The organism is Pontibacter sp. GD7 (assembly GCF_058216375.1).
Genome location: NZ_JBYZMP010000006.1, coordinates 99,534 through 117,775, shown reverse-complemented (window position 1 = coordinate 117,775; position 18,242 = coordinate 99,534). Strand labels below are relative to the sequence as shown.

Below are 18,242 nucleotides of genomic sequence, written 5' to 3'. Positions count from 1 at the left end.
GTTGGCTTATCCGTATAGCGCCTTGTAACAAGCCTGATACTATGCCACAAAATCAAATTATAAGACTTACCTTTGTTCAGATGCCGCCGCAAGGCTGCTTTAAGTTTTGATCAACCAATTCTAAATCTGTAACTATAAAACAAATGGCAACCGGATTTTTTAGAGTACCAACCCCAGTAAACGAACCTGTAAAGTCTTACGCACCTGGCTCGCCGGAGCGTGAAGAATTACTGCGCACCTATAAAGAGCTTAAGTCGAAGCAGATCGATGTGCCGATGTACATTGGCGGCGACAGAGTTTTCACAGACAACAAGCAGCCAATGCTGCAGCCGCACGACCACCAGCATATCCTGGGTCACTTCAGCGAAGGCGACGCGTCACACGTGGAACAGGCAATCAATGCGGCTCTGGCAGCACGCGAGGCCTGGGCTAACATGAACTGGGAGCATCGTGCTTCTATCTTCTTAAAAGCCGCTGAATTATTGGCCGGGCCATGGAGAGCGCGCTTAAATGCAGCCACCATGCTGGGCCAGTCTAAAAACGCTTACCAGGCCGAGATCGACTCTGCCTGCGAGCTGATCGACTTCCTGCGCTTTAACGTGCACTACATGACGGAGATCTACCAGATGCAGCCGGAGTCATCGCCGGGTATCTGGAACCGTATGGAGCACCGTCCACTGGAAGGCTTTGTGTTTGCATTAACACCGTTCAACTTCACGGCCATTGCCGGCAACCTGCCTTCTTGCGTGGCTATGCTGGGCAACGTAGTGGTTTGGAAACCTGCCCACACGCAGATCTATGCAGCACACATGATCATGGAACTGTTTAAAGAGGCCGGTTTGCCTGATGGTGTTATCAACCTGGTTTATGTGGATGGCCCTACTACTGGTGATGTCATCTTCAACCACGCTGATTTTGCAGGTATCCACTTCACAGGCAGCACAGGCGTGTTCCAGCACATCTGGAAAACAATCGGCACCAACATCCACAAGTATAAATCTTACCCACGCATTGTAGGCGAGACAGGTGGCAAAGACTTTATACTTGCCCATAAGTCTGCTGATGCAAAGGCGCTGGCCGTTTCAATTTCGCGTGGTGCATTCGAGTTCCAGGGTCAGAAATGCTCTGCTGCCTCCCGTGCCTACATCCCGAGCAACCTTTGGGAAGAGGTGAAAGGCTATGTGGTAGAAGACCTGAAGTCGTTCAAAATGGGTGCTCCGGAGGATTTCGGCAACTTTATCAACGCCGTTATCGACGAGAAGTCGTTCGACAAGATTGCCAAGTACATCGACAATGCGAAGAACAGCAACGAGGTAGAGATCATCGCAGGGGGCAACTACGACAAGTCAAAAGGTTACTTTATAGAGCCAACCGTATTGCTGTCGCATAACCCACAGTATGTGACCATGTGCGAGGAGATCTTCGGACCAGTGATCACGATCTATGTGTATGACGAGAACAACTTCGAAGACACAATAGAGCTGGTTAACTCTACTTCACCTTATGCCCTTACAGGTGCTATCTTCAGCCAGGACCGTTACGCAGTAGAGTATGCTACCAAGAAGCTGGACCAGGCTGCCGGTAACTTCTACATCAACGACAAGCCAACAGGCGCGGTGGTTGGGCAGCAGCCATTTGGTGGCGCGCGTGCTTCCGGCACCAACGACAAGGCCGGCTCTATGCTGAACCTGCTGCGTTGGGTATCGGCACGTTCTATCAAAGAAACGTTTGTTCCGCCAGTGGATTACCGTTATCCGTTCCTGGGTGAAAACAAGTAGTACTAACTACTCACCATAAGTATAAAACCCCTGCTTTACGTAGTTTTAGCAGGGGTTTTTCATTAAAAATCATTATAAGTGAGTATTTCACATATGGGCTTTTTTCAAGTTCTTTGCTACTTGATTATTGCACTACGTTATTTAGAAGTGTAATATCCGGAAAGCCTTCCAAGCTATCTAGAATTACAAACAGCCAACGATACTATTACCCCACCCCTTTAATAAAGCCATACTTTACCTGAAGTATGGCTTTTCGTTTTTATGCGCTTTTGTTTTCAGGGCAGGCAAAATCAATGCAACAGGGTATAATTTTTACTCCTATTTACATGATAGATAAACTTTTGATTAATGCCTATTTATACCTAATTTTGCTGCCTAATTTGACCAAAGGATTACAGAGTTATGGAACCAACTGTAAATCAGTATGTACCATCGGATTATCTACCGATTATTATCCAGTTCGCGGCGGCACTCGGATTCGTGATTTTTGCACTGGTGGCCACGCATTTGCTGGGCCCGAAACGCAATAGCGAAGTAAAGGGCTCAGCCTGGGAAAGCGGTATCGAGTCAGTGGGTGATGCGCGCACGCCTATTTCCTATAAATATTTCATGACGGCCATCCTGTTTGTGCTGTTCGACGTGGAGATCATCTTCATGTACCCTTGGGCAGTTAATTTCAGGGAGTTTGGCATGGAGGGATTTCTGCAGATGTTCGTGTTCATGGGCATGCTTCTTGCAGGTTTCTTCTACGTGATCAAAAAAGGTATCCTGAAGTGGGAATAGCCCGCTAAACTTTTCACAGGGCTTTTGTGTTCTTCTAATCGGTGCAATTGCACCTAAAAAAGACAAAGTCAAGCATTTAGAAATGAGCGATAATACAGATATAAAGTTAGCTGAGGCACCGGAGGGTATTTCTGGTGCAGGTTTTTTTGCCACCTCGTTTGAGAAGGTAATTGGACTGGCCCGCAAGCACTCGCTGTGGCCTTTGCCGTTTGCCACCTCTTGCTGTGGAATTGAGTACATGGCTACCATGGGCTCTAACTACGACATTTCCCGCTTTGGTTCGGAGCGCCCAAGCTTCTCGCCACGCCAGGCAGACATTCTGCTGGTAATGGGTACTATTGCCAAGAAAATGGGCCCGGTTGTGAAGCAGGTATACGAGCAGATGGCTGAACCACGCTGGGTAGTAGCTGTTGGCGCCTGCGCATGTTCGGGTGGTATCTTTGATACATACTCTGTGCTGCAGGGTATTGACCGCGTGGTACCTGTGGATGTGTACGTACCTGGCTGCCCGCCACGCCCGGAGCAAATACTGGATGGCCTGATGCGCGTTCAGGACCTGGCCGCTAACGAATCCCTGCGCCGCCGTAACTCTCCGGAGTACCAGGCGCTTTTAGCCTCTTACAATATTAAATAAGCAAATGGAGCTTACGAACGAAAACGTACTCGGCAAGATCATAAGCAAGTTTGGTGAAGATAACATCTGGGGAGCATACAACCCGGATGGCATCATGACATTTAACACCAACCGCGCAACGATTCACGAGCTTATTAAATACCTGCGCGATGATGAGGAACTGCAGATCAGCTTCCTGACCACGATGTGCGGTATCCATTTCCCTGAGCAGAAAGACCAGGAATTGTGCATGATGTACCAGTTGCACAGCCTGCGCCACAATTACCGCATCCGCATTAAGGTATACATGCCGGAGTCGGACCCTGTGATGCCAACCGTTACAGACCTTTACGCCACTGCCAACTGGATGGAGCGTGAGGCCTATGACTTCTATGGTTTCATCTTCACAGGCCACCCGAACCTGACCCGCATCCTGAACATTGAGGAGATGGAGTACCACCCGATGCTGAAGCAATACCCGCTGGAAGACCAGACAAGGGAAGACAAGATAAACACATTTTTCGGACGCTAAGCCAAAGTATAAAAAATGGCTACTGAACATAAAACAGCTGAGCTTACTGACCTGGAGCAGTTCCGTCTTGATCACGGACTGTCTCTGCATGAAGAACGGCCTTTAACCACGCTGAACCTGGGTCCTACGCACCCGGCTACGCATGGTATTTTCCAGAACATCCTGCAAATGGACGGCGAGAAGATCGTGGACGCTGTGCCAACGATCGGTTATATTCACCGTGCATTTGAGAAAATAGCAGAAAGAAGACCTTTCTACCAGATCACGCCGCTTACGGACCGCATGAACTACTGCTCATCCCCTATCAATAACATGGGGTATCACATGACGGTAGAGAAGCTTTTGGGTATTACGGTTCCAAAGCGTGCGCAGTACATCCGCGTGATCATGATGGAGCTGGCCCGTATCTCAGACCACCTGATCTGTAACTCGATCCTGGGTGTGGACTCTGGTGCGTTTACCGGCTTCCTGTACGTGATGCAGGAGCGTGAGCACATCTACGACATTTACGAGGAAGTATGCGGTGCCCGTCTGACAACGAACATGGGCCGCATTGGTGGCATGGAGCGTGACCTTTCTCCAAAGGCATTGCACCTGATCGGTGAGTTCCTGAAGCGCTTCCCGAAAGTATGGGCAGAGTTTGAGAAAATGCTTACCCGCAACCGTATCTTCATCGACAGAACTGTGGATGTGGGTGCTATCTCAGCAGAGCGTGCCCTAAGCTATGGTTTTACCGGTCCTAACCTGCGCGCCGCCGGTGTTGACTACGACGTGCGTGTGATGAATCCATACTCTTCTTATGAAGACTTTGAGTTTGAGATTCCGGTTGGCTCTAAAGGCGATACTTATGACCGCTTCCTGGTTAGAAATGCCGAAGTATGGGAAAGCTTGAAAATTATTGAGCAGGCTTACAAAAACCTGCCAGAAGGTTCTTACCACGCTGACGCGCCACACTACTACCTGCCTCCAAAGCAGGAAGTATACCGCAACATGGAAGCCCTTATCTATCACTTCAAGATTGTGATGGGTGAGATTGATGCTCCGGTTGGCGAAGTATACCATAGCGTAGAGGGCGGTAACGGCGAGTTAGGTTTCTACCTGATCTCAGACGGTGGCCGCACACCTTACAGACTGCACTTCCGCAGACCATGCTTTATTTATTACCAGGCTTATACAGAGATGATCAAAGGCGGTCAGTTGGCCGATGCTATCCTGACGCTGAGTAGCTTGAACGTAATTGCTGGCGAGCTGGACGCTTAATTAGAATTTTCAATTACCATTTATACATTGGCCCCGGCCGATGACAATACAAAAATGGCAGAGACTATAAACGAAGTAAAGTTTTCTGATGCGGCCATGGCCGAGATTCAGCGCTACATCAGCCACTACCCTGAGGGACGCCAAAAGTCTGCCTTGCTGCCTATCCTGCATATTGCGCAGGCGGAGTTCGGTGGCTGGGTAAGCCCGGAGGTAATGGACAAAGTTGCTGAGATCCTGAACATCAAGCCGATCGAAGTATACGAGGTAGCTACTTTCTATACTATGTTCAACCTGAAGCCGGTTGGAAAGCACGTGTTGGAAGTATGCCGCACTGGCCCCTGCTGCCTGCGTGGTGCAGACCAGATGATCGATATGATCAAGCAGAAGCTGAACATTGAGGAAGGCGAGACGACAGCAGACGGAATGTTTACCCTGAAGCCGGTAGAATGTCTTGCTTCATGCGGATCCGGCCCGATGCTACAAGTGCGCGAATTATACTACGAGAACATCGACAGCGAAGAAAAGCTGGACGCGTTTCTGGAGATGATGCGCAACAAGGAGCACGAAACGCCAACCTGGGCTAAGTAATTACTTGGACTTTGTGACAAAAGACTATCTGACAAAAGACTTTATACTTTATCTCTTTTGTCCTTTGTCAAAAAATCCTTTGTCAGTCAACAATAAAGTATAATCAGGCAGAAGCTGTTAAAGCAAAGCCAAGCTATATATCCTGCTAAAATGGGACTTAAAATATTAACCGAACATATTAACGTACCAGGCATTGAAACCTTGGAGGTATACCGTAAGCACGGCGGCTACAAATCTGTAGAAAAAGCCCTGAAAACGATGTCTCCGGATGAGGTGGTGGAAGAAGTGAAGACATCAGGCCTTCGTGGTCGTGGTGGTGCTGGTTTCCCTACTGGTATGAAGTGGAGCTTCCTGGCTAAACCAGAGGGCGTTCCGCGTTACCTGGTTTGCAACGCTGATGAGTCGGAGCCGGGCACTTTCAAGGACCGCTGGTTCATGGAAAAAAACCCGCACGCTTTAGTAGAAGGTATGATCACATCAAGCTACGCGCTTGGTGCCAATACATCTTATATCTACATCCGCGGCGAGTTGTTGTTCGTGCTGCGCATTCTGGAAAAAGCTATTGCTGAGGCATATGCAGCCGGATTGCTTGGTAAAAACATACTTGGTTCAGGTTACGACCTGGACCTGCACGTTGCTCCGGGTGGTGGTGCTTATATCTGCGGTGAGGAAACTGCCCTGCTGGAGTCTTTGGAAGGTAAGCGTGGCAACCCACGTAACAAGCCTCCATTCCCGGCTGTGAAAGGTCTTTTCCAGTGCCCTACGGTGGTAAACAACGTGGAGACCATTGCTTCTGTGCCTTGGATCGTGAACAACACTGGTGCAGAGTATGCCAAAATAGGTGTAGGCCGAAGCACAGGTACAAAACTTATCTCTGCAAGCGGTAATATCAATAACCCAGGTGTTTACGAGATCGAATTGGGTGTTCCGGTTGAGGAGTTCATCTATTCAGATCAGTACTGCGGTGGCATCTGGAAAGGAAAGCAACTAAAGGCTGTAGTGCCAGGAGGTTCTTCTGTTCCGATTCTGCCAGCCAACCTTATACTTAAAACGGCAGCCGGCGAAGATCGCCTGATGACATACGAATCGTTATCAGACGGTGGTTTCGTGAGCGGCTCTATGCTAGGTTCCGGTGCCTTTATCGTGTTTGACGAAGACCAGTGCATTGTGCGTAACACGTGGAACTATGCCCGCTTCTACCACCATGAGTCATGTGGCCAGTGTAGCCCATGCCGCGAAGGTACAGGCTGGATGGAGAAGGTGTTGCACCGCATAGAGTATGGCCACGGCCATCAGCAGGATATCGACCTGTTGGTAAGCGTGTCAAAGCAAATCGAGGGTAATACAATTTGTCCATTGGGTGATGCGGCTGCGTGGCCGGTAGCCAGTGCTATCCGTCACTTCCGCGACGAGTTTGAGTGGCACATCAAGCACCCGAAAGAGGCAACTGCTCCAGGTGCTGTGTACAGAGGCCAGCTGGCGGCTATAGAAGCGTAAGATCAAATACAAGTATCAAGACTTATACTTGATAAATACATAGCCTAAAATAAGGCGATAAAAAAGTATAGCTTAAATCGTTTGAGTTCTTCGCGATCAACGAACAACGAAAAACGAACAACGATAATAAAGATGGTTAAAATAACTTTCGACGGTATAGAGGTAGAGGTAGAAGAAGGTACTACCATTCTGCAGGCCGCTAGAAAAATCGGTGGCGATGTGGTGCCGCCTGCCATGTGTTATTACGGACCGTTAAAAGGCAGCGGCGGTAAGTGCCGTGTGTGCCTGGTTAAAGTAGCACAGGGTTCTGCCAAAGACCCACGTCCAATGCCAAAGCTGGTTGCTTCGTGTATCACACATGTGCAGGACGGCATGGTGGTGGAGAACACAACTAACGAAGACGTACTCAATGCCCGCAAAGGTATTGTTGAAATGCTGCTGATCAACCACCCGCTGGATTGCCCTGTATGCGACCAGGCTGGTGAGTGCGACCTGCAGAACCTTTCGTATGAGCACGGTGTGAGTGCTACCCGCTACGAGGAAGAGCGCCGCACTTTCAACAAAGTAGATCTGGGCCCATACATCCAGCTGCACATGACGCGCTGCATCCTGTGCTACCGTTGCGTGTATACTGCGGATCAGATCGCTGAGAACCGCGTGCATGGTGTATTGGGTCGTGGCGATGCCGCTGAGATCGGAACCTACATTGAGAATGTGATCGATAACGAGTTCTCAGGTAACGTGATCGATGTGTGCCCTGTGGGTGCCTTAACAGATAAGACGTGGCGCTTTAAGAACCGTGTTTGGTTTACCAAGCCTATGGATGCGCATCGCGACTGCCCTACCTGCTCTGGTAAAGTAACACTTTGGACGCGTGGCGAAGAAGTATTGCGTGTTACGGCCCGCAAAGATCAGTATGCTGAGGTAGAAGAGTTTATCTGTAATACCTGCCGCTTTGACAAGAAAGAGGTGAAAGACTGGACAATCGAAGGCCCACGCCACATCGACAGAGGCTCTGTTATCTCGGCTAACCACTACGAATTGCCGGTTGTTAACGTGCCGATCGTTCCAAACTTACCAGTATCCACCAAGAAAAACCTTCCACAGGAATAAGAAATGGAGTCTGTAGACCTATTATATAAAGCGATTTACATTCTGGCGATATTCGGCATCACCCTGCTGATAGCTACCTACTCAACATACTTCGAGCGTAAAATAGCTGCCTTCATCCAGGACCGCGTTGGCCCGAACCGTGCGGGTCCGCTGGGTTTGCTGCAGCCGTTGGCAGACGCCGGAAAGCTGTTCTTCAAAGAAGACTTTATACCTTCAAGAGCTAACAAAGCCTTATTCATTATTGGTCCGGGTATTGCGATGCTGGTAGCTACCATGTCCAGTGCCGTGATTCCTTTTGGAGACACCCTGACTATTGGCGGCCATGAGATCGTGTTGCAAGCCATTGAAGTAAACATAGGCGTACTGTACATCTTTGGCGTGGTATCGCTGGGTGTTTATGGTCTGATGATCGGTGGTTGGGCTTCTAACAACAAATTCTCCCTGCTTGGAGCAATCCGTGCTGCATCACAAAACATTAGCTACGAACTGGCCATGGGCCTTTCGCTTATTGCGGTGCTGATGATGACAGGCTCGTTGTCGCTTCGTGAGATCGCGGAGCAGCAGCAGGGCTTTAACTGGAACATCTGGTACCAGCCGCTTGGCTTTATCATTTTCCTGGTGTGTGCCTTTGCAGAAACAAACCGTACACCATTCGACTTACCAGAGTCTGAGGCCGAGCTTATCGGCGGATACCACACAGAGTATGGCTCCATGAAACTGGGTATGTACCTGTTTGCCGAGTACATCAACATCTTTGTGGCATCGGCAGTAATGGCAACTTTATACTTTGGTGCCTATAACTTCCCGTTCATGGAGGAGCTTCGCCAGTCGATCGCTGATCCGGTATTAGCCAACAACGTGGTAACGCTGGTAGGTGTAGGTGTGATGTTCGCTAAAATATTCATGTTCATCTTCTTCTTTATGTGGGTACGCTGGACGCTTCCGCGCTTCCGTTATGACCAACTGATGAAGCTGGGCTGGCAGATCCTGATTCCGCTTGCAATCCTGAACATCCTGCTGACAGGTGGCGGAATACTGCTGAAAGACTACTTATTTTAAACTATAGTACCGAAATTTGAATGTTGCCTGTAGCATACCTGTTCAAGTATAAAAGTATAAGGTAACGATCATAATCGAAATAGAGATGGAACCACTATCAAATAGAAGCAAGAAAGTGCAGAAAAGGGAAATGACCTTCGCGGAGAAGGCCTATCTTCCTGCTATTGCACAAGGTCTTGGTATCACGATAAAGCACTTCTTCAGAAAGAAAGCAACTGTACAGTACCCGGAGCAAACGCGTGAGCGCAGCGAGCACTGGCGTGGATTGCACGTGTTAAAACGCGATGAAAAGGGCGCTGAGCGTTGCACAGCCTGTGGTTTGTGCGCAGTAGCCTGCCCTGCCGAGGCCATCACCATGACGGCCGGAGAGCGTAAAGCGGGTGAAGAGCATCTCTACCGTGAGGAAAAGTATGCGGTAACTTACGAGGTAAACATGCTGCGCTGCATTTTCTGCGGATTGTGCGAAGAGGCTTGCCCGAAAGCGGCCATTTTCCTGCAGGATGATAAGATTGCGCCTGCCCGTTACGAGCGCGATGAATTTATTTACGGCAAAGACCGCCTGGTTGAGCCTCTGAAAACCACAGAAACGAAATAACCCGATGACAGAGAACCTGTTCTATTTCCTGAGTTCGCTTACGCTGCTTTGCGCTTTAATGGTGGTCATATCTAAAAACCCGGTGCACAGCGTGTTATTCCTGATCATTACGTTCTTTACCATATCAGGGCATTACATTTTGCTTAACGCACAGTTCCTGGCCGCCGTGAACATCATCGTTTATGCAGGTGCCATCATGGTGTTGTTCCTGTTCGTGATCATGTTCCTGAACCTTGGCAAAGACTCCGACAAGGGCATTAAGACATCCACTCTAAGCAAAATAGCCGGCACAGTGGCTGGTGGCTTGCTGTTTGTGATAATGATCGCAGCCCTGAAAGATGTGGAAATCGCAGGTTATAACCCGGACACATACAATTCACAGATCGGTATGGTGGAGAACCTGGGCGCAGTGCTGTTCAGAGAGTACCTGCTGCCGTTCGAGCTGGCATCTGTTCTGTTCCTGGTTGCCATGGTGGGTGCAGTAATGCTTGGCAAGAAAGAAACCGGCGAGCAGCATTTCTAAAGAACACCATCAGGTTTTGATATTTAGAGGCGGTTATAGCCCCTGCGCTATTTTAAAGCAGGGGCTATAACCGCCTCTAGTTTTGAAATCATCTTATCGTTAAATCCTATATGAGAAGCCAAAACTTTACCATCTGCACCAATTACATAAAGTGTAGGATAAGCTTTAACTAGAAAAGCATTGTCTATTGCCTCAGAAGCCAGTAAAGTGGGATATTTAATATCATTTCGGTACAAATAGTTCAAAATCTTTTCTTTTCTTAAAGGATTATCTTTGGAATTTATACCTAATACGACCAGCCCTTTAGAAGTATAATTCTGATAAAGCGTATTCAGATGTGGCATTGCCTGCAGGCAAGGATAACATGATAAATACCAAAAGTCCAGAATAACAACCTTTCCCTTATAATCAGATAGTTTTACCTCGTCACCTTGGAAATTATACATTGTTACGTCGGGTACGATACTACCTTTCTCAAGCGTTTTCAAATCAGAAATAAGAAGCGGCTGATAATACTCTATTTTATAGTCTTGTGGAAAGGTTAAATCTTTAAAATGAGTGTCCTGATTACTTCCGTTGATTACAATATTAGACAATGCTGTACTCTCATATTGAGAATTACCATTGTCTGTTGTAATGTACATAACCTTTTCGGGTAAAAAAGTAGTCTTATTTATCCAGAGCTTTAAAGTATCGCCGTCAAAACCGCTTTCTTGACGAGGTGGTCTAGTACGAGATACTACATAAAACTCAGGAGATTCTTCCTGCAAATTGCGCGATAGAACAGCAGGAGCATTTGTTAAAGCTGAAACATCAAACCCTTTAATAAGTCTGTCAACTATCATGTACCTGATAACATGCCCTGTAAGCGACTTTATACCATCTCTGACTGGGTCATAGACATAAACTAATTTATCTTCATGACTTATATTATAAGCCTCATCCCCAGTATACACTTGTTCCCAACCCTTACCAACCATATGAGCTTTAAATCCCAGTAATATATCTGATGTGTCCCTCATCAAAGTGCAGTTGCTGGTGAAAGTAGATGTATCATCGCTCATCATTGATTTACGAATATACTTTACATCATAATTAATGATACTGATATCAGCGATAGACTTATTAGATAATGCTATGATCTCCTCCGCTGTAAAATCTTCTGCTGCCAGTTCAGTAACAGGTGGTTTTGTACACGCTTGAAGTATAAATAGAAAGAGAATATAGGGCCAGCCAACTCTTAACACTTTTATTGCTATCATGGTATGATTCTAAGGATGAATATTCACTAAATATAAATAACTGAAAGAAACAGTACAAAATTTTTTAATGGTAACATTAATGAAACTCACAGATTATAACTTCTGCACATATAACTCTACCTCCAGCATTTCAGAACTACCCTGATCATCATCGGTAACAATAACCACTTTATACTTCTTATCTTTTACCAATTCAGTCACAACCAACGATTCCGCTTTTCCTTTAAAAGCTGTGCCTCCCGAAGCTTTAAGCTGTGCAACAGGTACAGGTAAGGGCGAGGCAGGATTTGTGGCATAAGGCAGATCCCGCAGCGGAATTATACCTACAAAGCTGCCCAACACTTCTCCATCCTGAATGGCATCCGGTGTATTCTCCACGGAAGCAGTAAAAAACAGTTTATCCCCTAGCGCGAAGGCCCCTGAAAAACCGGAAGGCACACCATTCAGGGCAGGCAGATCAAAATGGTAAACAGCCACAGCCGGAATAGGCCCATCTCTAAGTATAAAATCCTTAAAGTCATCTGCATTAAACCGGAACAACACATTTGGCCTGCCTCCAAAAGGGCGCTGTAATAAGTAGGCATACGCCTTGTCGATAGCAAGGCCTTCAATATTCAGTATGCCATCGGTTTCTATCTTTAGCACACGCTTCAGGAAAGTATAAAACCGGGTAAGGTCCAGTGGCCGAACAGCATAGTTCCCCGTTACATTCACCAAAAATCCGCCATTACGGGTAGCCGCGCTGCCAGACCCAAGCAGTAACAAAAGCGTATCGCGTCCATAAATAAGCTGGCTCATACTTTCAAGGTCGGGCTTGATGGCTTTAGGTATCCGGCCACCTTTAAAAGCGCTTGTATCAATCAAGGCATACTTTTTAGTTACTTTCTGCTGCTCATTAAGCTGGTACAAATACGGAGAATCATCGCTAAGTATAAAGTACCTGTTACCCACATTCTCCAGGCCGGATGCAGAAGGCAGATTGATGTAACTTTTAGAAGAAAGTATAGCGGCATCAACTTTTAGCTTGGGTGTGATCTCAGGGGCCGGGGCAATGGCAGGTTGAGAGGCCTTTTCGCCGGAGCTGCAGGCACTGGCCAGCGAAAGTATAAGAACAAATATGAACAGATGCTTATATGGCATATTAAATATATCTCAGGATTAAGCTTAGCTACGAAATCAGCAGCTAAAAGTATAAAAATCACAATTTAATCGATGCTTGCGTGCTGTTACTACCATGAAAAAAACAAGTGCCAGCCTTATCCCGATTTGGACAAAACCAACCACCTAAATAAGTAAAGAAGAGTGGAAATAAGTTATGGATTTTACAAAAATGGGGGTAACTTTGCGACTTGATTTTTGGACAGTAATTTAACAGTAATACGTTCAGTCCCATACAAGATGAACCAAATACCTGAGGTAATCAGAACCATTCCGTTGGAGTACTACATGTTCTTTAGTACTGCCCTGTTTGTGATTGGTGTGATCGGGGTGCTTACCCGCCGCAATGCGATCGTAATTTTTATGTGCGTGGAGCTTATGCTTAACGCCGTAAACATTTTGCTAACTGCCCTGTCTGCTTACAGAGCCGACGCCAATGCACAAGTTTTCGTGTTTTTTATCATGGCTGTGGCAGCGGCTGAAGTATGCGTTGGTCTTGCCATTATTGTAATGACGTACCGCAACATCCGATCCACAGATGTACAGGTTTTAAACTACCTGAAGTGGTAACGCCCTCATTTTAACCCTGAATAGCTTAAACACTTATACAGATGCAAGAAATTGTAATGCCGATTAGCAACCAGGAGATGGCACTACTTTGTCTGCTTGTTCCGATACTGCCCCTGCTGGGCTTTATCCTGAATGGCCTAGGCAACCGTAAACTGGCAAATGGCTTGGTAAGCATGATAGGCTGTGGCACCGTGCTGGCCTCTTTCCTTATTTCGATTTACCTGTTCCTCGACTTCATTGCAAACGGCAGCCGCGCCTATACTGTAGATTTCTACAACTGGGTGTCCGTAGCTGATTTGCAGATCGGATTCTCGTTTCTGATCGACCAGCTGACACTGCTGATGATGCTGATGGTAACGGGTATCGGATTCTTTATCCATCTGTACTCGGCCGGCTACATGAGCCACGACGAGAACTTTGGTAAGTTCTTCGCTTTCATCAACCTGTTCATGTTCTCAATGTTGTTGCTTGTGATGGGCTCTAACTACGTGATGATGTTCGTGGGCTGGGAAGGCGTGGGCCTTTGCTCCTACTTACTGATCGGTTTCTGGAACAAGAACACAAACTATAACAATGCGGCCAAGAAAGCCTTCGTGATGAACCGTATCGGTGACTTAGGCTTCCTGCTGGGCATATTCCTGATCTTTATCACATTCGGCTCGGTAAGCTATCCGCAGGTTTTCGCAGAGGCAGCCCGATTTACAGGTGGTATTGATACGAATATCATGATCGCGATTACCCTGCTGCTGTTTGTAGGTGCTATGGGTAAAAGTGCTCAGCTTCCGTTGTTTACCTGGCTACCAGACGCGATGGCAGGTCCTACGCCTGTTTCTGCCCTTATTCACGCGGCAACCATGGTTACGGCTGGTATCTACATGGTATTGCGTTCAAACGTACTATATGCGCTGGCTCCTACTACTTTAGAGATCATCGCTATAGTGGGTGTGGCAACGGCGGTGTTAGCAGCCACTATCGGTCTGGCTCAGAATGATATTAAAAAGGTACTGGCTTACTCTACTGTATCGCAGTTGGGTTACATGTTCCTGGCACTTGGCGTGATGGCGTTCTCTTCGTCTATCTTCCACGTTTTAACACACGCATTCTTCAAGGCGCTTCTGTTCCTGGGTGCTGGTTCTGTGATCCATGCCATGAGCAACGAGCAGGACATCCGTAACATGGGTGGCCTTAGAAAATACCTTCCTATTACCTTTATTACTTTCCTGATCGGTACACTGGCCATTGCCGGTATACCTCCTTTTGCTGGTTTCTTCTCTAAAGATGAGTTGCTGGCACATGTTTGGGAGCACAATAAAGTACTGTGGGGCTTAGGTATGCTGGCCTCTTTCATGACATCTTTCTACATGTTCCGTCTGGTGTTCCTTACTTTCTTCGGAACGTTCCGCGGTACAGCGTCTCAGAAAAGCCACTTGCACGAGTCACCTATCTCTATGACATTGCCACTTATCGTGCTGGCTATACTTTCTACGGTAGGTGGTTTCCTTGGAATTCCGGCTGTTTTCGGGGAAGGTAACCATATCCTTCAGAATTACCTTGCTCCTATTTATGATTATGCACAAGTAGCCAACGCTGCTGCGGTAGCTCCGCTTCATCTGGACCACGCTACAGAGTGGATGCTGATGGGCCTATCGGTGGGTGTTGCGGTAATTGCTGCGCTGATTGCTTACGTGATGTATGTGAGCAAGAAAACTGTGCCAGCTGCAGAAGGTGAGCGTTTATCTCCTATCCATAACCTGATCTATAACAAATATTACATCGACGAACTGTACGACACTATTATTGTGCGTCCGGTAATGTGGATGTCCACTGCTTTCCACCGTTTCCTGGATGTGATCGTTGTAGACGGTATCGTGAATGGCTTCGGCAAACTGGTAATGCAAAGCAGCCGCACACTGCGCTATGCGCAAAGCGGTGCCATAGGCTTCTATATTGTAGTAATGGTGTTCAGCATCGTTCTGATTCTATTTTTAAACTTCTTTATCGGATAAGGTTCTAAGAAGATGATTACAGCTCTTTTACTTTTCTGGCCTGCCTTAGCTGCACTACTGGTGCTGCTGATTAAAGGTGATGGCGCCAAGAAAGTGGCTTTTATTGCAGCGTTGGTAGAGTTCGCTCTTTCTTTATTCGCTGTATCTAGCTTCGATTCCCAAAACGGCACAACACAAATGGCACTTAGCTTTCCGTGGGTGGAGAGCGCCGGCATAAACTTCAGCATCGGCATGGACGGTATCAGCATCTTGATGGTGTTGTTAACCACATTCCTGGTGCCGCTGATCGTGCTCTCTTCTTTCAAGCATGAGTATAAAAACCCGAATGTGTTCTATGCACTGATCCTGTTCATGCAAACTGGCCTTATCGGGGTGTTTGTGGCTCTGGATGCGTTCGTGTTCTACTTCTTCTGGGAAGTTGCCCTGATTCCGGTATACTTTATCGCAGCGGTTTGGGGTGGTGAGAACAGGATCAAGGTTACGTTCAAGTTCTTTGTATACACTATCTTTGGTTCTCTTTTCATGCTGGCCGCTTTTGTATACTTATACTTGCAAACACCTGGTATCCACTCATCTGACATAAACGCATTTTACCAATTGGCATTAAGCACCGGTGAGCAGAGCTGGATCTTCTGGTTCCTGTTTATCGCATTTGCCATCAAAATGCCGATCTTCCCGTTCCATACCTGGCAGCCGGATACTTATACAGAGTCTCCTACACAAGCTACCATGCTTCTATCAGGCATAATGCTGAAAATGGGTATTTATGGCGTGATCCGTTGGTTACTACCAGTAGTGCCTATGGGTGTTAGCCAGTGGTCAGAACTGGTGCTTATACTTGCCATTATCGGCATCGTGTATGGCTCTATCATCGCCATCCGCCAGCGCGACCTGAAGCGTTTGATCGCTTACTCTTCCATTGCGCACGTTGGTTTAATTGCTGCCGGTATTTTTGCCTTAAACATGCAAGGCTTACAAGGTGGTATGATACAGATGCTAAGCCACGGTATCAACGTAGTAGGTCTGTTCTTCATCATCGATATCATCTTTAGCAGAACAAAAACTAGAGAGATTACCAGCCTGGGAGGTATCACACAAAATGCGAAAGCACTTTCGATCTTCTTTATGATCCTGATGCTGGGTTCAGTTGCTCTTCCCCTCACTAACGGCTTCATTGGCGAGTTCCTGCTGTTAGCTGGTGTGTTCCAGTATAACAACTACTTCGGTGCCGTTGCAGGACTTACCATTATACTTGGTGCGGTTTATATGCTGCGTATGTTCCAGGGTGTTATGTTCGGTACAAAGTCTGAGGCTACAGAAAATTTCTCAGATCTGACTTTCAATGAGAAAGCTGTACTGATCCCATTGGTGATCATGGTGTTCTGGATTGGCTTGTTCCCAAATACATTCCTGAGCATTTCAGAGCCTGCTGTTATTAATCTGTTAAGCATAATTAAGCGCTAGACAGCAAAAGAATAGAATAACGAGTTTATCAGAAATACGACGACATGACTTCGATTATACTTCTATCCGTATTTGGCATCGCGAACCTGTTTATAGGGTTCCTGAAGTCTAAGAGGATATTGTTGCCTCTGGCACTACTGTTTCTGGCGGTAGTGTTCGGTGTTAACCTGCTTAGCTGGAACAACACGCAGAGCTACTTCAACAACATGCTTACCATGGATAACTATGCGGTGGCATTTACAGGCATCATGACACTGACTACGTTGCTATTGTTGCCGTTCTCTCAGCGCTATGTGCGTGAAGGTGACTCTAACCTGGCCGAATATTACAGCTTGTTGCTCTTCTCTCTGGTAGGAGCTATCATGATGGTAAGCTATGAAAACATGCTGATGCTTTTCGTAGGAATTGAGATCCTTTCCATTGCAATGTATGTGGTAGCCGGTAGTAATAAGAAAAGCCTGCGCTCTAACGAAGCTGCTCTGAAATACTTTCTGATGGGAGCTTTCTTTACGGGCATACTGCTATTCGGCATTGTATTGATCTACGGAGCAACAGGTTCGTTTAACATCACAGAAATTGGCGCCGCACAAATTGCCACGGGTGGTGTAATGAACGGCATGTTTATACTTGGCCTATTACTACTTCTGATAGGTATTTCCTTCAAAATCTCTGCAGCGCCGTTCCACTTCTGGACGCCGGATGTGTACGAGGGTGCGCCAACGTTCTTTACTGCCTTCATGTCAACGGTGGTTAAAACTGCTGGCGTGGCCGCTTTCTTTAAATTAATGGCTGCCGCTTTCTCAGCTTCATACGCCACCTGGTTCCCGACATTAATAGCCATTACCGTATTAACACTTGTGGTTGGTAATATTGGTGCCGTTATCCAGACAAGCGCAAAGCGTATGCTAGCTTACTCAAGTATATCGCATGCGGGTTACCTGCTCATGTCGCTTATCGCCTTTAACGGTAACTCAGCATCTTCTATCCTGTTCTACTCGCTGGCTTATGCCACTGCTTCCATTACTGCTTTTGGTGTACTGATGCTGGTATCTGACCAGAAAGGATCGGACAAGTATGAAGCCTTTAACGGATTAGGAAAAACAAACCCATTGCTGGCATTTGCCATGACGGTATCCATGCTTTCTTTGGCAGGTATCCCGTTGACAGCCGGCTTCTTTGCCAAGTTCTTCGTGTTTACAGCTGTGCTACAGGATGCCAGCATGCTTTGGCTGGTAATTATAGCTGTGTTGCTTGCGGCGGTGGGTATTTACTACTACCTACGCGTGGTAATTGCCATGTACATGCAGCCGGCAGCTAATTACGAGAAAGTAAGTGTGAGCGGTATAGCATCATTTACACTGATCTTTATCACAGTTCTTACCATTCTTCTGGGCGTTGCTCCAGCATTGATGAGCAATATTCTGTAAGAACCAAGAAAATA

The 18,242-nt window shown here is 46.9% G+C and carries 17 protein-coding genes; 15 read left to right on the top strand and 2 right to left on the bottom strand.

Features of this window, described 5'->3' with window-relative positions; genetic code table 11:
• The first annotated feature begins 143 nt into the window (after positions 1–143).
• From pruA to AC4BAP_RS11170, 11 genes are all read left to right on the top strand, one after another.
• Complete coding sequence (pruA, locus tag AC4BAP_RS11220) at positions 144–1,778, top strand: L-glutamate gamma-semialdehyde dehydrogenase (RefSeq protein ID WP_490582744.1); 1,635 nt, start codon at positions 144–146, stop codon at positions 1,776–1,778.
• Positions 1,779–2,180: 402 nt separating this feature from the next.
• Positions 2,181–2,561 carry an NADH-quinone oxidoreductase subunit A gene (locus AC4BAP_RS11215; RefSeq protein ID WP_490582743.1) on the top strand — a complete coding sequence of 127 codons (381 nt, stop codon included), beginning with the start codon at positions 2,181–2,183 and terminating at the stop codon, positions 2,559–2,561.
• 82 nt (positions 2,562–2,643) lie between these two features.
• Entirely contained in the window at positions 2,644–3,195 is a 552-nt protein-coding gene (locus tag AC4BAP_RS11210; protein WP_490582742.1) for an NADH-quinone oxidoreductase subunit B, read from the top strand.
• A gap of 4 nt (positions 3,196–3,199) precedes the next feature.
• Positions 3,200–3,706 (top strand): NADH-quinone oxidoreductase subunit C, encoded by a 507-nt coding sequence (locus tag AC4BAP_RS11205; RefSeq protein WP_490582741.1) that lies wholly within the window; start codon positions 3,200–3,202, stop codon positions 3,704–3,706.
• A gap of 15 nt (positions 3,707–3,721) precedes the next feature.
• Complete coding sequence (gene nuoD, locus AC4BAP_RS11200; RefSeq protein ID WP_490582740.1) at positions 3,722–4,966, top strand: NADH dehydrogenase (quinone) subunit D; 1,245 nt, start codon at positions 3,722–3,724, stop codon at positions 4,964–4,966.
• Positions 4,967–5,020: 54 nt separating this feature from the next.
• A complete protein-coding gene (locus AC4BAP_RS11195; RefSeq protein ID WP_490582739.1) occupies positions 5,021–5,554 on the top strand; it encodes an NADH-quinone oxidoreductase subunit NuoE family protein in 534 nt (177 codons plus the stop codon).
• A 150-nt stretch (positions 5,555–5,704) separates the two neighbouring features.
• Positions 5,705–7,051: an NADH-quinone oxidoreductase subunit NuoF gene (gene nuoF / locus AC4BAP_RS11190; RefSeq protein ID WP_490582738.1), complete on the top strand. Its 1,347-nt coding sequence runs from the start codon at positions 5,705–5,707 to the stop codon at positions 7,049–7,051.
• A gap of 132 nt (positions 7,052–7,183) precedes the next feature.
• Positions 7,184–8,164 (top strand): NADH-quinone oxidoreductase subunit G, encoded by a 981-nt coding sequence (locus tag AC4BAP_RS11185; protein ID WP_490582737.1) that lies wholly within the window; start codon positions 7,184–7,186, stop codon positions 8,162–8,164.
• Positions 8,165–8,167: 3 nt separating this feature from the next.
• Positions 8,168–9,223, top strand: a complete 1,056-nt coding sequence (nuoH, locus tag AC4BAP_RS11180; RefSeq protein ID WP_490582736.1) for an NADH-quinone oxidoreductase subunit NuoH — start codon at positions 8,168–8,170, stop codon at positions 9,221–9,223.
• Positions 9,224–9,308: 85 nt separating this feature from the next.
• Positions 9,309–9,818, top strand: a complete 510-nt coding sequence (locus AC4BAP_RS11175) for a NuoI/complex I 23 kDa subunit family protein (protein WP_490582735.1) — start codon at positions 9,309–9,311, stop codon at positions 9,816–9,818.
• A 4-nt stretch (positions 9,819–9,822) separates the two neighbouring features.
• Positions 9,823–10,341, top strand: coding sequence for an NADH-quinone oxidoreductase subunit J family protein (locus AC4BAP_RS11170; RefSeq protein WP_490582734.1), 519 nt, complete (start codon positions 9,823–9,825; stop codon positions 10,339–10,341).
• 47 nt (positions 10,342–10,388) lie between these two features.
• Here the strand turns inward: AC4BAP_RS11170 and AC4BAP_RS11165 are convergent, their stop codons facing one another.
• Positions 10,389–11,603 (bottom strand): TlpA family protein disulfide reductase, encoded by a 1,215-nt coding sequence (locus tag AC4BAP_RS11165; RefSeq protein ID WP_490582733.1) that lies wholly within the window; start codon positions 11,601–11,603, stop codon positions 10,389–10,391.
• 93 nt (positions 11,604–11,696) lie between these two features.
• On the bottom strand, positions 11,697–12,743 hold the full coding sequence (locus tag AC4BAP_RS11160) for a DUF6929 family protein (protein ID WP_490582732.1): 1,047 nt from the start codon (positions 12,741–12,743) through the stop codon (positions 11,697–11,699).
• Positions 12,744–13,001: 258 nt separating this feature from the next.
• Here AC4BAP_RS11160 and nuoK point away from each other — a divergent pair, with 258 nt between their 5' ends.
• Genes nuoK through AC4BAP_RS11140 form a run of 4 tightly spaced genes read left to right on the top strand, consistent with a single transcriptional unit; the run spans position 13,002 to position 18,228 of the window.
• Positions 13,002–13,331, top strand: coding sequence for an NADH-quinone oxidoreductase subunit NuoK (nuoK, locus tag AC4BAP_RS11155; RefSeq protein WP_490582731.1), 330 nt, complete (start codon positions 13,002–13,004; stop codon positions 13,329–13,331).
• Positions 13,332–13,372: 41 nt separating this feature from the next.
• Complete coding sequence (gene nuoL, locus AC4BAP_RS11150) at positions 13,373–15,337, top strand: NADH-quinone oxidoreductase subunit L (RefSeq protein WP_490582730.1); 1,965 nt, start codon at positions 13,373–13,375, stop codon at positions 15,335–15,337.
• A gap of 12 nt (positions 15,338–15,349) precedes the next feature.
• Positions 15,350–16,801, top strand: coding sequence for a complex I subunit 4 family protein (locus AC4BAP_RS11145; RefSeq protein WP_490582729.1), 1,452 nt, complete (start codon positions 15,350–15,352; stop codon positions 16,799–16,801).
• A 44-nt stretch (positions 16,802–16,845) separates the two neighbouring features.
• Positions 16,846–18,228: an NADH-quinone oxidoreductase subunit N gene (locus tag AC4BAP_RS11140; protein ID WP_490582728.1), complete on the top strand. Its 1,383-nt coding sequence runs from the start codon at positions 16,846–16,848 to the stop codon at positions 18,226–18,228.
• Positions 18,229–18,242 lie beyond the last annotated feature (14 nt).